Origin of the sequence: Flavobacterium cheniae, assembly GCF_004363695.1 — a bacterium.
Lineage (GTDB): Bacteria > Bacteroidota > Bacteroidia > Flavobacteriales > Flavobacteriaceae > Flavobacterium > Flavobacterium cheniae.
Genome location: NZ_SNZC01000003.1, coordinates 104,039 through 117,753 on the forward strand (window position 1 = coordinate 104,039; position 13,715 = coordinate 117,753).

12 protein-coding genes and 2 pseudogenes are annotated in these 13,715 nt (G+C 31.2%); all 14 read left to right on the forward strand.

The window, feature by feature from the left end; translation table 11 throughout:
- The first annotated feature begins 7 nt into the window (after window positions 1–7).
- The 14 genes and pseudogenes from C8D80_RS09285 to C8D80_RS09345 all read left to right on the forward strand — a co-directional run bounded on the left by C8D80_RS09285 (window position 8) and on the right by C8D80_RS09345 (window position 13,661).
- Entirely contained in the window at window positions 8–1,456 is a 1,449-nt protein-coding gene (locus C8D80_RS09285; protein WP_242004805.1) for an MATE family efflux transporter, read from the forward strand.
- 2 nt (window positions 1,457–1,458) lie between these two features.
- Entirely contained in the window at window positions 1,459–2,472 is a 1,014-nt protein-coding gene (locus tag C8D80_RS09290) for a GNAT family N-acetyltransferase (protein ID WP_133609659.1), read from the forward strand.
- Window positions 2,469–3,011, forward strand: coding sequence for a hypothetical protein (locus C8D80_RS09295; RefSeq protein ID WP_133609661.1), 543 nt, complete (start codon window positions 2,469–2,471; stop codon window positions 3,009–3,011). Before C8D80_RS09290 ends, C8D80_RS09295 begins: the two co-directional genes overlap by 4 nt.
- The gene (locus C8D80_RS09300) at window positions 3,008–3,730 is read left to right on the forward strand and encodes a ChbG/HpnK family deacetylase (RefSeq protein WP_133609663.1); all 723 of its coding nucleotides are present in this window, start codon (window positions 3,008–3,010) and stop codon (window positions 3,728–3,730) included. Before C8D80_RS09295 ends, C8D80_RS09300 begins: the two co-directional genes overlap by 4 nt.
- Window positions 3,731–3,745: 15 nt before the next feature.
- Window positions 3,746–4,732, forward strand: a complete 987-nt coding sequence (locus tag C8D80_RS09305; RefSeq protein ID WP_262709738.1) for a glycosyltransferase family 2 protein — start codon at window positions 3,746–3,748, stop codon at window positions 4,730–4,732.
- Window positions 4,729–5,865, forward strand: coding sequence for a glycosyltransferase (locus C8D80_RS09310; protein WP_158633785.1), 1,137 nt, complete (start codon window positions 4,729–4,731; stop codon window positions 5,863–5,865). Before C8D80_RS09305 ends, C8D80_RS09310 begins: the two co-directional genes overlap by 4 nt.
- Entirely contained in the window at window positions 5,858–7,018 is a 1,161-nt protein-coding gene (locus tag C8D80_RS09315; protein ID WP_133609669.1) for a glycosyltransferase, read from the forward strand. Before C8D80_RS09310 ends, C8D80_RS09315 begins: the two co-directional genes overlap by 8 nt.
- A gap of 1 nt (window position 7,019) precedes the next feature.
- Window positions 7,020–8,102: an EpsG family protein gene (locus tag C8D80_RS09320; protein ID WP_133609671.1), complete on the forward strand. Its 1,083-nt coding sequence runs from the start codon at window positions 7,020–7,022 to the stop codon at window positions 8,100–8,102.
- Window positions 8,099–8,968 carry a glycosyltransferase family A protein gene (locus C8D80_RS09325; RefSeq protein WP_133609673.1) on the forward strand — a complete coding sequence of 290 codons (870 nt, stop codon included), beginning with the start codon at window positions 8,099–8,101 and terminating at the stop codon, window positions 8,966–8,968. Before C8D80_RS09320 ends, C8D80_RS09325 begins: the two co-directional genes overlap by 4 nt.
- Window positions 8,965–10,080 (forward strand): glycosyltransferase, encoded by a 1,116-nt coding sequence (locus C8D80_RS09330; RefSeq protein WP_133609675.1) that lies wholly within the window; start codon window positions 8,965–8,967, stop codon window positions 10,078–10,080. The genes C8D80_RS09325 and C8D80_RS09330 overlap by 4 nt, the downstream gene beginning before the upstream one ends.
- A complete protein-coding gene (locus C8D80_RS09335; RefSeq protein WP_133609677.1) occupies window positions 10,067–11,215 on the forward strand; it encodes a glycosyltransferase family 4 protein in 1,149 nt (382 codons plus the stop codon). The genes C8D80_RS09330 and C8D80_RS09335 overlap by 14 nt, the downstream gene beginning before the upstream one ends.
- A gap of 108 nt (window positions 11,216–11,323) precedes the next feature.
- Window positions 11,324–11,920 (forward strand): annotated as a pseudogene (locus tag C8D80_RS12845) (sugar transferase); the annotation flags it as partial.
- Window positions 11,921–11,941: 21 nt separating this feature from the next.
- Window positions 11,942–12,532, forward strand: a pseudogene (locus C8D80_RS09340) (acetyltransferase); the annotation flags it as partial.
- A gap of 7 nt (window positions 12,533–12,539) precedes the next feature.
- Window positions 12,540–13,661: a DegT/DnrJ/EryC1/StrS family aminotransferase gene (locus C8D80_RS09345; protein ID WP_133609681.1), complete on the forward strand. Its 1,122-nt coding sequence runs from the start codon at window positions 12,540–12,542 to the stop codon at window positions 13,659–13,661.
- Window positions 13,662–13,715 lie beyond the last annotated feature (54 nt).

The following is a 13,715-nucleotide window of genomic DNA, read 5'->3' on the forward strand; positions in this document are numbered from 1 at the left end:
TTTAACTATGGTTGTTGGATTATATACTTCAAGATTAGTCCTTGAAGCATTAGGGATAATCGATTATGGTATATATGGATTAGTGGGCGGTATTGTAACTCTATTTTCTTTTTTAAATGCTGCTATGGCATCCTCCACGCAACGCTACTTATCTTTTGATTTAGGTAAAGGCGATGAGGAACAGTTAAAAAAAACATTTAACGCCACCTTAAATATTCATTTTTTTGTAGCATTCTTAGTTTTTGTTTTAGCTGAAACTATTGGTTTGTGGTTTGTGAATTATAAATTAAATATTCCATTAGAACGAATTAATGCCGCAAACTGGGTGTATCAGTTTTCTATTTTTACCTTAGTTATCAGTATAATTCAAGTGCCTTATAATGCATTATTATCAGCAAGAGAATATTTTGATGTTTTCGCTATTGTTAGTGTCTTACAGACAATATTGAAATTAGTAAGCGTATGGTTATTGTTCTATTTTATTAGTGATAGTTTGGTTACCTATGCGGTTTTAACATTTTTAGTTTCCTTGATTGTACATTTCTTTTACTACATATACTGCAAAAAACATTTTCCTGAGACTATTTATCAGTTTTACTTTAATAAAACTTATTACAAGGAACTTGTAAGCTATACAGGATGGAATATGTTTGGTAATTTGGGCTATTTATCCCAACAACAATTAAGTAATGTTTTATTAAATATTTTTTTTGGTCCAGTTGTCAATGCAGCTTATGGATTATCTTCTATGATTCAGGGTTTAATTTTAAGTTTTGTAAGTAATTTTCAAATGGCTTTAAATCCACAAATTGTTAAAAATTATGCCAAAGAAGATTATAAATCTTATTTGAATTTAATCTATGTGGGTTCTAAATTTTCTTTTTTTGGATTGCTAATAATTTTGGTGCCTATCTATTTTAATCTTGAATTTTTGTTACGATTGTGGCTTAATGATTTGCCAGAATATACATTAGTTTTTACAAAGTTGTCGTTCCTATATATACTAATTGAATCCATTTCTAATATGTTAGATTATGGTGTACAAGCAACTTCTAAGATTAAATTCTTTAAAATAATATTAGGTGTTGTTTTATTCTTATCAGTTCCAATAATTTGGTATTTATTTAAGGAATACAAAAATCCATCATTAGTATATGTTGCTTTTATAAGTGTTGCGTTTGTTACTTATTTTATTCGAATTTTATTCTTAGAACAAATAGTAAATTTTAAAATATTAGATTTCTTTAAAAAAGTGCTAGTAAGACAGCTATTAGTTTCGTTGATTATATTTATTTACTTTTACTACCTGCCACCAAAAAACATAGTAACTTTTTATGAATTAGTAAAGACCTCATTTTATTACAGTTCTATAGTTTTTATTATAATTTTCTTTTTTGGACTTAGTAAAAATGAAAGAAGCCTAATGCTGAGTTATGTTAAAAATAAAATGAAATAGGTATGTTAAACTTAAAAATAAATTATTCTTACAAAAAGTTAGATGCTAACTTATGGGATAATTCATCTAGCGCTACTTATTTTACTTCATCAAATTGGCACGACGTTGTTTTGTCTTTTTATCATGGTACTTTTCTAACCAGAAGATTACATAAACCAGTATATTTTCAAGCAAGTTTTGATGATGGATCATGGATACTTGGCTTTTTTTTTGTTTCAAAAACGATTAAAGGAAAAACAATCACCTTTGGTCATTTATTAGGGCCTTCTGATTATTATGATTTGCTGTATTCGCCATCAATTACAAATGAGCAATTTCAGGTACTTTTCAATCAAATTCAGCTTGATTTTAAATCTCGTACTATGCAATTTGTACATTTGAAAGCATCTTCCAAATGTTATCAAGCTATAGCTCAATTGCCATTGGTCATTTCTACTCCATTATCTTGCGTAGCTATACCTTTACCAGAAACGTATGAAGCTTATTATTCATCATTATCTAAAAGTGTTCGCCAAAACATTCGCACTGCTTATAATCGTTTAGAGAAAAGTAATCTTCACGTTCAATTGGAAATTTTTGAAAAAAGAGATTATGCTCAAATCAATTGGGAGCAGTTGAAACAGCTTTATTCTTCAAGAAATGATTTTAGAAAAGAAAAAAAATATTGGAAATCCCAATTATATTTCTGGTTAGATTATGGGTTCCAACACGAAAAAGATATGTTCGATTTTGAAACTATTCGAAAAACCGATTTTACATTAGCGGTTTTAAAAATTAATCAGGAAATTGCGGCTTATTTTTTTGGATTTAAAATTGAAAAAAATATAGAAATCAACCGTGTAGTTATTAACGACGATTTCAAGTTCTTTTCGCCCGGTTTACTTTTATTTAATGAATATATTAAAAAGGAGATTCCACAAATAGAAGGTATAGATTTGACTGTTGGAGATGAAAAATATAAGTTTGATTTAGGTGGAAAACCACATATTATCTACAATTTAAAAGTATCGATATGAGAACACTTTATAAGAAGATTTTAGGTAAAATTGATTATTTAAAAAGAGCCATCTATTTTTTTTATTGGAAAAGTGATGGGAAACAAAATAGTATTGAAAACGATAAATTCATTTTTTTTGAAATAAATGATGCTTCCCAACTTTTTGATATCGATTCCAATAAGCAACAGGAATACAAGAAAAGATTAGAAGATGGTCACGTATTTTGTTGTTTAAAAGCAGGAGATTGCTTGTCTTCTTACGGATGGATTAATCCAACAAGTTCTCACTTTTTTGGAGAATTAAATTTAAAAACTAATTATCCCAATACGATTGAAGTATTGTATGATTTTTATACTTATGAGGATTATAGAGGGCAAGGTCTTTATCCATTGCTGCTTCAGAAAATTTGTTTAAGAAATAATAAAACAAAAATAGGTTATGCCTTATCTGACAATCTAAGTAGTATGAAAGGTTTAAAGAAAGCTGATTTTAAATTATTAGCAATAATTAAAGGATATAATAAAGGAAGACTTGAAAGACTTTTAAAAAAAATATGAGTAAAATAATTTTTAATGCAGATGATTTAGGTTGGTCTAGAGGAGTTAATCAAGGCATACTCAAAGCATATCGGTATGGTGTGGTAAATAGTTCTAGTTGGATAGTTACTACTCCGTATTTTGATGAAACTATTAAGTTAATTCAAGTGAACCAACTTGCAAACATTGGAATTCATATTAATTTGACAGAAGGCAAGCCTTTATTAAAAAATCACACTACTATAGTGGATGAAAAGGGTTCTTTTATTCGAAACTTGCATACTTTAGAACACATTGATATGAAGGAAGTTTATGATGAAATTGAAGCTCAAATAGAAAAAGCATTAGCAACAGGTGTTTCAATTAATCATATGGATACCCATCATCACATTCATGCTACTTCAAAGTTTAGAAAGGTTTTTATCTCATTTTCCAATCGATATCAATTGCCATTACGAAAGATAAACAACACGGTTATTAATCCTATAAAAGTCCTTAAGTTTTATCTTGATACTAAGCAAGCAAAGTATTATACTTCTCATTTTTCAGCGGATTTTTTTGCTAGTGAGGCAACTTCACAAAATTTAATTCAAATCCTACAAAAGAATAAAGGAAGAAACATTGAAATCATGTGTCATCCTGGTTTTACCGATGAAGAAAATGGAGATTACGATTTAGAACGCGAAAAAGAACTTGCGATTCTAACTTCTCCTGAAATGCTTACCTTTATCTCAAAATAATTGGTTAAATCGCAAGTGAAAATTTCTATCGTCATACCGTGTTACAATGTGGGTCAGTATCTTACTCGATGTATTGAAAGTGTACTGTCCCAAACGTATTCTCATTTGGAAGTCATTTTAATCGACGACGGCTCTACCGATTCTACTGCAACCATAAGCCAATCTTTTGTAGCGCTTGATGCCAGAGTTCAGTATTTTTATCAAGAAAATTCAGGAGTAAGTGTTGCTCGAAATTTGGGTATTGAAAAAGCTTCGGGAACTAAAATAATGTTTTTAGATGCCGATGATTACATTACTTCAACAATGCTAGCTGATTTGGTTTTAGCTTTGCCTAATGATAACCAAAGACTACTTTCAATTTGTGGAATGTATCATGTTAAAAATGGAGTTACAACAAAAAATAGTGGTTTTTCTCGATTGGTAGCATTACAAAAGCCCCAAATTAACACGAACGAAATCCTAACCCTTTTTGAATATGAAAGCTTAAGTTCTCCTTGTTGTAAGCTGTATGATTTAGAATTATTACAACAATATCAAATCCGTTTTCATGCTTCGATTACCTATCAAGAAGATTTGATATTTAATTTAGACTATTTCAAACAGGTAGAAAGTGTAATTATCGTTCCAAGTTTTCACTACTATTATATTGAACATCCCACTTCGTCAAGTATAAAGTATCACAAACAATTGTTTGCTGCATTACCCATTATTTATGAACAGTTACAATCATATCCCGATTTCAAAAATAGGGAAGATTATATCAAACGTTTTTTTCTTTTTCAAATTTTAAATAACTTAAATAATACGCATCATTCCGATAGTGATATGACTTTAAAGGAGCAATGTCAAAGCGTTCGACAAATTTTAAATTCTGATATTTATGCATTTTGTCAGTCGGCTTTAAAAACAAATTCGGTTCATTTTTTACTAAAGTTTTTGATTACCTTTAAATGTTATTCTGGAATTGTATTGTTTTACAAAAGCTATCGAATACTAAAATGAAAAAGAAACGAATTGTAATTCTTATGAGCGCATTAAATGGTGGTGGAGCAGAAAAAGTTCTCATCGATTATTTGCGTAATTTAAATTACTCCAAGTATGAAGTTACACTTTGTTTAGTCATTAATGAAGGTGTTTATCTCAAAGATGTTCCAAAAGAAGTTTCTTTGGGTTTTTTATATGCTAAATTCGCTCTTTTTCCTTACCGTTTGGAACATTGGTTGTCTAAGTTTTTGGGTTGGAATTATTTTCAGAAAAAACGTGTAGAAACGCTTTTTAAGAATCAAAAATTTGATGTTGTTATTTCGTTTATGGAAGGAATTCCGTTGAAGTTTCATAACTATTTTTTATCCAAAGCTCCTAAACATCTTTCATGGGTTCATACGGATTTATTTCACGATCATTATTCTTTAAGTTGTTTTAAAGATGCTGCTTCAGAACAAGCTTTGTATCAAAAAATGAATACAATTATTTTTGTTTCTGAGGAATCGAAAAAGCAATTTGAAAGGTTGTATGCTATTTCAAACAAAAAAGAAGTGATTTATAATATAATAGATAAAAAAAATATTTTGAGTCATTTGAATGAAATAATACCTGAAAAGCAAGAAGGTAAAATTAATATCGTTGCTGTTGGCCGATTAGAAGTACAAAAGCGTTTTGATCGATTAATTGATGTTGCAAAATTACTTAAAGAACATTCTTATTCTTTTCAAATTCAGATTATAGGAGAAGGAAGTTTGCGAGGTCAATTGGAACATCAAATAACAGAAAATAATGTTGCAGATTGCATTTCTTTGAAGGGCTTCGTTAAATCGCCTTATGCTTTAATGAATGAAAGCGATATTGTGGTAGTTTCTTCAGAAACTGAAGGGTTTTCTTTAGTAGTTGCCGAAGCACTTTGTTTGGGCAAAGCGACTGTAAGTACAGCTACAGTAGGTCCGATGGAATTATTAGCCAATGGAAAATATGGAATCATTTGTGACCACAATGCTACTGCTTTGTTTGAATCTTTACAATCTTTAATTAATGATAGTGCTGAATTAGAAAAATACCAAAAACTAGCTTTAGAACGAAGTTTGATTTTTGATACCGAAAAGTCAATTGTTGCACTTGAAAATTGTATTGATAATGAATAAGAAAAAAATACTATTCATCATCAGCAACATGGAAAGTGGTGGCGTATCTAAAAGTATGAGCTCGCTATTAAATGTTATAGACACCAATCGATATGATGTAAGTGTTTTTATAACCAACCCAACAGGTGTTTTTATGGAATTGATTCCCAATACCATCAAGGTAATCGAAGATAAAAAAACACAATATATTTTTTCAGGCTTTCCTGAAAATTTGAAGCTATTGTTGAAAAACGGCTATTTTTTCTCTTTTTTCATGAGAATTCTAGTAGCTTTTTTGATGAAAATTAACCGAGGAATGGCAGGTTGGATTTTGTCACGAATGATTTTCAGAATACAAGAAGAGTTCGATTTAGCCGTCGATTTTAATGGACAACATCAATTGTACTATTTGGTTGATTTTGTAAAAGCAAAAAAGAAAGTGAGTTTTTTTCATAGCGATTATACCCAATGGGATTATTATTATGCTATGGACAAGCGATATTATCCTGAAATGGATAAAATTTTTACAATATCGCCCACTTGTGTAGCTTCGTTACAAAAGTATTTTCCTCAAGTTCAAGATAGAATTGAATTGTTTGAAAATATTTCTTCACCCCAACTCATCAATAGTTTGTCTGAAGCTTTTTCAGTAGAGTTGGCTGAAAATTCCATTGTAACAATAGGACATTTGTCCAAGAAAAAAGGTACCCCTCTTGCTTTAGAAGTGGCTCGTATTTTAAAAAGCGAGGGTTTTGTTTTTAAGTGGTATTTTATCGGTGAGAATAGTCAAGATCAAGATTATCAAGCTATCATAAAGCAATACGGAATTGAAAATGAAATTGTACTTTTAGGGTTGAAAGTAAATCCATATCCGTATGTGAAAGCAACAAAAGTTATAGCACATTTATCTGAGTTTGAAGGAAGGTCTATTGCACTTGATGAAGCAAAAATTTTGGATAAGCCAATCGTGGTTACTTCGTTTTCTACAGTATTAGATCAATTTCAACCGAATATTACTGCTACAATTTGTAACTTTGACGCTCAAGAAATTGCAACAGCAATAAAAGAATTGCTATTGAATCAAGAAGTAAGGAATCAGTATTCCTCAAATTTGAGATTACACAAAGTGGATACCACAAATGAAATTCAAAAAATATATCATTTATTAGCGTAATTTGGAAAGCTATACATCACATGATTGGTTATTATTTTGGGCTTACGGAAGTTTTGCCTTAGTGTTTTTATATAGTCTTCGTATAGTGCTAAACAAGCAAATTGCTTTTAATACGGTTCCTCTTATCCCGTATCAATTCAATTACTTCATTTTATTTTTTGGTGCTTTATTTTTTGCCAATGAACCCATAGAAATGTATTCAGACAAATGGAATTATCAAAATATTTTCAATTCCATTATCGATAATAACACAACAAAGCTAATGAATACCGAAAGTGGATTTTATATCTACAACAAAATCATAGCTTTCTTCACGAATACTCCAGTTGTCTATTTTTTTATAACTGCTTTGATATACCTATCTGGCTATTTATATTTTATCCATAAAACTTTTGCTCCATCTTATAGAAGCTTAGTTTTTGTTCTAATGATAGCTGCATTAGGGTTTTATGGGTATGGAACCAATACCATTAGACAAGGATTGGCATTATCCGTTTTCATGTTTTTCTTCATGGAAAAAAAAATAAGTTTGAAGTTAATCTTAGGTTCCTTGATTGCGATACTTCTTCATAAAAGTTTATTATTTGTTGTAGTGGTTAACTTTTTTGTAATTAAATACAATCGAAAAGATAATTTTATTTTTGTTTGGGTTCTCTTTTTAGTCTTGTCAATTTTATTGGGCGATACTTTTGTTAGTTTTTTTGGAGATTTTCTTATCGATTCAGACGCACGAATGAACAGTTATTTGAATGATGAATTTGAAAGTTATGAATCAGGTTTTAAAATTAATTTCTTAGTTTATTCCATATTGCCTATTTTATTTGGTTGGTACATTAAAAGAAAAGGTTTTGAAGATTCTTTTTTCGATAAAATATTTTCATTGTATGTGCTATTAAATGCTTTTTGGCTTTTGGTTATTCGAGTGCCTTTTACAGATCGATTTGCTTATTTAAGTTGGTTTTTAATTCCTTTTATTTTTATATATCCTTTTTCTAAGAATAAATCACTTCCAAATCAAAATTTTTGGATAGCTGGTTTAATGTTGATTATAGCTTTTGTGAATTTATTAATATCAACCAAATGATAACGATTTTCACTCCTACATACAATCGAGCTCATTTGTTAGAGCGACTTTATAAAAGTTTATGTCAACAAACTCAAACAGATTTTGAATGGGTAATTGTAGATGATGGTAGTGTTGATCATACGGAAAAATTAATAGAAAGTTTTCAGCTAGAAAATCAAATTCAAATTCAGTTCTTCAAACAAGAAAATAGCGGAAAACACACAGCTATTAACAATGGAGTGGCTATGGCTAAAGGAGAATTGTTTTTTATTGTAGACAGCGATGATTTTTTGCCCGAGCAAGCTATTGAAAACGTATATTTCTATCTTGATAAAATAAAAACGTTGCCAACAGTTGCTGGTGTTGCGGGTAGACGTATGTATGCGGATTTTTCAATTGTTGGAAATCAAGGTTTTGAGGAAATGATTAGTAATTCTATCGATATACGTTACAAGCACAATATTACGGGAGATTTGGTAGAAGTTTTTAAAACCGCAATATTAAAATCCTATCCATTTCCAGAAATTAAAGGAGAAAAGTTTTGTCCAGAAGCACTAGTTTGGAATCGAATAGCTCAAAATTATGATTTGCTTTTTTTTAATAAAGGAATTTATATAACCGAATATTTAGAAGGCGGTTTAACTTCTTCTATTGTGAAAATAAGAAGGCAGTCTCCTCAATTAAGCACACTTCATTATGCTGAATTGGAACGTCTTGCTATTCCTTTTCTTCAAAAGTTAAAGGCTAATGTCAATTTTTGGCGCTTTTCATTTAATTCAGCTGCATCTTTTTGGTCGCTATTCAAAAGAGTTTCTTTTATTAATTCTATCATTGGACTTCCTTTTGGATTTCTAATGTATGTAAATGATGGTAGGAAATTATGAGAGTTTTGCAAATCATCAATTCATTAGGAACAGGCGGAGCAGAAAAACTATTGCTTGACACGATTCCTTTGTATCGTGCTCAAGGCATTGAAATGGATATTTTGTTACTTTGGGACAATGATACTATGTTTACTCGCGAACTTCAAAAAATGAATTGCTGTAAAATTCACATCATTAAGAAATCCAATCGTATTCAAGATATTTACAATCCGTTTGCTATTTTTAAGATAGCTAAACTTTTGAAACAATATGATTTGGCTCATGTTCATTTATTTCCGGCTCAATATTACGTTGTTTTTGCTAATTTATGGAATGGCAGAAAAACCAAACTTGTGTTTACTGAACACAGTACATATAACAAGCGAATGGCTACTCCAATACTCAATATCTTAGATAGGTTAACTTATTGCTTTTATGATAAAATAGTTTCCATTTCAAAAGATGTTTCATTAGCATTAGAGAAGCATATTCCAACACAAAAACAAAAAATTATATTGATTGAAAACGGAGTGAATCTTGAAAAGATTGAAAATGCTAGTCTAATTTCAAAAAATGAAATTCATCCCAATTTATCCGATACCGATTTTGTTTTATGCCAAGTTTCGGCTTTTAGAGCTGGTAAAGATCAATTGACATTGATAAAATCATTACAATATTTAGAAGAAAAATTTAAAATTGTTTTGATAGGAGATGGAAGTGAAAGCGAGAAAGAAAAAATTATCGAATGTATAAAGCATTTAAAATTAGAAGACAGAGTTTTTTTATTAGGGATAAAAAGTAATATTTACAGTATTATAAAAAGTGTAGATATCAATATATTATCTTCGAAATTTGAAGGATTGTCTATTTCTTCAATTGAAGGTATGGCTTCTGGCAAACCTTTTATAGCTTCAAATGCTCCAGGTTTAGCTGAAATGGTGAAAGGATATGGCGTTTTATTTGAAATAGGTAATCAAAAAGAATTAGCACAACACATTGTAGATTTGTCTATTGATTCGTCTTATTACCAATCGGTTGTTCTTAGTTGTAAGCTTCGAGCGGCTGAATTTGATAGCGCTAAAATGGTAGCGCAACATATTCAATTATATATAGAAACATATGGCAGCAAATAAAATAATTAGAACCGCAACCGTTGCCATGTCTTTGAATATTTTATTAAAAGGACAGCTGCGTTATTTGAATCAGTTTTTTGATGTTCTTGCTGTTTCGGGTTATGATGCCGATTTAGAAACGGTTAAAAACAGAGAAGGGGTTTCAATTGTTTCAGTTACCATGAAACGTTCTATTGCCCCTTTTCAAGATTTGATTTCTCTGTATAGATTGTATAAATTGTTCAAAAAAGAGCGACCAACAATCGTACATTCCATTACACCAAAGGCAGGATTATTATCTATGGTTGCTGCTAAATATGCTAATGTGCCTGTAAGGATTCATACGTTCACAGGTTTAGTTTTTCCTGCTAAAAAAGGACTTTTTCAAAAATTATTAATTCTAATGGACAAAGTGTTGTGCTGGCACGCTACTCATATTATTCCAGAAGGAGCTGGAGTGAAACAGGATTTGTTAGATTATAAGATTACAAAAAAACCGCTAGAAGTGATTGCAAATGGCAATGTAAATGGTATCGATACGACTTTTTTTAATTCTAATACAATTTCAGAGCAACAGCAACAAAACTTAAGAAATGAATTGGGAATTGATTCTTCTGATTTTGTTTTTGTTTTTATTGGTCGATTAGTTGCAGATAAAGGAATTAATGAATTAGTTCGAGCTTTTCTTTCACTAGAAATACCAAATTGTAAACTTCTTTTAGTTGGACCGTATGAAACGGAAGATCCGTTACAGCCCAAAACCTTAAAAGCAATTCAGCAAAATGATTCTATTCTGTCTGTTGGGTTTCAACATGACGTTCGCCCTTACTTAGTGATAAGCGATTGTCTGGTTTTTCCTAGTTACCGTGAAGGTTTTCCAAATGTTGTGATGCAAGCTGGAGCCATGGGTTTGCCTAGTATTGTAACCGATATTAATGGAAGTAATGAAATCATTATAGAAGGATTTAACGGTACTATTGTGCCCAGTAAGAATGTAACTGCTTTGTTGCGTGCTATGATTCGTATAAAAGAGGATGAAACTTGGAGAAACCAATTGCAATCAAACGCCAGGTCTTCAATTATCTCTCGATATGAACAAGAGTTAGTTTGGGAAGCACTTTTGATAAAATACAAGGAATTTTTAAAAGTACAATAATATTATTACCTTATTAAAAATTTACTTCTATATATTGTATAAGGCAATCGTCGTTTTACCATTTTTTTTCAATATTTTTACCGTCTCAAATTAGCAAACAAACCTGTAATGTACAGCACTTTTTTTAAGCCTTTATTAGATTTTATTTCGGCCTTATTGGGTTTGCTTTTGTTTAGTCCTATTTTTGTATTTATCACTATTGCGCTTTTTTTTGCTAATCATGGGAAACCCTTTTTTCTTCAAAGACGACCTGGAAAAAATGGAGCAATTTTTACTATCATCAAGTTTAAAACAATGAATGATAAGAAAGATAAAAAAGGCAATTTGTTGTCTGATGCTGAACGATTAACGGCTATTGGAAAATTTGTCAGAAAAACATCTTTAGATGAAATTCCACAGTTGTTCAATGTTTTGAAAGGGGATATGAGTTTAGTAGGGCCAAGACCTTTATTAACACAATACATGCATTTGTATTCGCCCTATCAAAATCGGCGTCACGAAGTAAAACCAGGAATAACGGGTTGGGCACAAGTAAACGGAAGAAATGCAATTGATTGGGAAACCAAGTTTGAATTGGATGTGTTTTATGTTGAAAACATTTCTTTTACCTTAGATGTGAAAATCTTGCTAAAAACGGTAAAAAAGATTGTAATCAAAGAAGGGATAAATGCTCAAAATTCAGCTACGATAGAACCATTCAGCGGAACAACTTCTGTTTATGTTTTTGGAGCAGGCGGTCATGGAAAAGTAGTTTTGGATGTGCTTTTATCGGAAAATAAATATGTTGTCAAAGGAATTTTAGATGATGGGCCAAAATCAGATGCTTTGTTTGGAATTCCCGTCAAGAAAAATTTTAATCGACAAAAGCTGCAGGCTCGAAATTGTATTGTTGCCATTGGAGATAATGCAATACGAAAAAAAATAGTTACAACTTTAGATACTAATTTTATTATGACCATTCATCCCAATGCTATTGTGTCCAAGTTTGCCAAGATTGGACCTGGAACTCAAATTATGGCTACAGCAGTTATAAATGCAGAAGCTGTAATTGGAAATCATTGTATTATCAATACAGGCGCTATTGTAGAGCACGATTGTAGGTTAGAAAATTATGTGCATGTGGCTCCAAATGCTTGTTTGGGTGGAAATGTTACGGTTGGCGAAAAAACGTTAATTGGTATAGGTGCTACTGTTATACCTAATATCACCATAGGAAAGAATGTTACTGTTGGGGCAGGTTCTGTAGTGTTGCAAGATATTCCAGATAATGCAGTTGTAGTTGGGACTCCAGCAAAAATTATTAAATATCAAGATTAGAACTAAAATGAACGAAAAAATATGGCTTTCCTCTCCTCATATGGGTGGAACGGAACAAAAATACATACAAGAGGCTTTTGAAACGAACTGGGTAGCTCCTTTAGGACCAAATGTTAATGGCTTTGAGTCTGACTTGGAAAACTATTTGAGTAATCAAGTTCATGTTGCGGCCTTGAGTTCTGGAACAGCTGCCTTGCATTTGGGACTTATTTTATTGGGAGTACAGCAAGGTGATGAGGTTCTTTGTCAATCGATGACTTTTTCAGCAACTGTAAATCCAATATTGTATTTAGGTGCAACGCCAATTTTTATAGATAGCGAGTTGGATACTTGGAACATGTGTCCCATTGCATTAGAAGCAGCTATTCAAGATAGAATCGCAAAAGGAAAGAAGCCAAAAGCAATCATTCCTGTTCATTTGTACGGAATGCCAGCAAAAATGGATGAAATTATTGCGATTGCAAATCGTTATGAAATTCCAGTTTTAGAAGATAGTGCAGAAGCCTTAGGAAGTGCATACAAAGGTCAAAAATGTGGCACATTCGGTAGTTTAGCTGCCTTATCGTTTAACGGAAATAAGATTATTACCACTTCTGGAGGCGGCGCTTTGGTAACAAAATCAGAAGTTTTAAAAGAGAAAGCAATTTTTTTCGCCACTCAAGCAAGAGATGCCGCACCGCATTATCAGCACAGTGAAATTGGTTATAATTATAGATTAAGTAATATTGCTGCCGGCATTGGTCGTGGTCAAATGGAAGTTCTAGAACAACACGTGGATGTAAGAAGAAAGTGGAATCAACGTTATCAAGATTTTTTTGCAACGATTCCAAATGTTACTGTTTTGAAAGAACCTTCAAATGATTTTTATTCGAATCATTGGTTAACAGCAATTGTTTTAGCATCTTTTGAGCAACGTGAAGCATTGCGATTTGAGTTTGAATCTCAAAATATAGAAACTCGACCATTATGGAAACCTATGCATTTACAGCCCGTTTTTGAAATGTATCCATTTTATGGTACTTCGGTGGCGGCGTCTTTATTTGAAAATGGTTTGTGTTTGCCTTCTGGTTCTAATTTAACCGAAAATCAGTGGGAAAGAATTTTTCTTGTTTTAGAGGTTTTTTTTTAAAATAAAAAGTAAAGCTTTAAATCACAATCACTTTGATAAGTTGTTGTATTTTTG

What these genes read in the sequence shown, in the direction of transcription:
- C8D80_RS09330 (WP_133609675.1), top strand. Translation starts at nt 8,965, where the DNA reads ATGAGAGTTTTGCAAATCATCAATTCATTAGGAACAGGCGGAGCAGAA.
- C8D80_RS09325 (WP_133609673.1), top strand. Translation starts at nt 8,099, where the DNA reads ATGATAACGATTTTCACTCCTACATACAATCGAGCTCATTTGTTAGAG.
- C8D80_RS09300 (WP_133609663.1), top strand. Translation starts at nt 3,008, where the DNA reads ATGAGTAAAATAATTTTTAATGCAGATGATTTAGGTTGGTCTAGAGGA.
- C8D80_RS09335 (WP_133609677.1), top strand. Translation starts at nt 10,067, where the DNA reads ATGGCAGCAAATAAAATAATTAGAACCGCAACCGTTGCCATGTCTTTG.
- C8D80_RS09315 (WP_133609669.1), top strand. Translation starts at nt 5,858, where the DNA reads ATGAATAAGAAAAAAATACTATTCATCATCAGCAACATGGAAAGTGGT.
- C8D80_RS09295 (WP_133609661.1), top strand. Translation starts at nt 2,469, where the DNA reads ATGAGAACACTTTATAAGAAGATTTTAGGTAAAATTGATTATTTAAAA.
- C8D80_RS09290 (WP_133609659.1), top strand. Translation starts at nt 1,459, where the DNA reads ATGTTAAACTTAAAAATAAATTATTCTTACAAAAAGTTAGATGCTAAC.
- C8D80_RS09285 (WP_242004805.1), top strand. Translation starts at nt 8, where the DNA reads ATGGTTGTTGGATTATATACTTCAAGATTAGTCCTTGAAGCATTAGGG.
- C8D80_RS09310 (WP_158633785.1), top strand. Translation starts at nt 4,729, where the DNA reads ATGAAAAAGAAACGAATTGTAATTCTTATGAGCGCATTAAATGGTGGT.
- C8D80_RS09345 (WP_133609681.1), top strand. Translation starts at nt 12,540, where the DNA reads ATGAACGAAAAAATATGGCTTTCCTCTCCTCATATGGGTGGAACGGAA.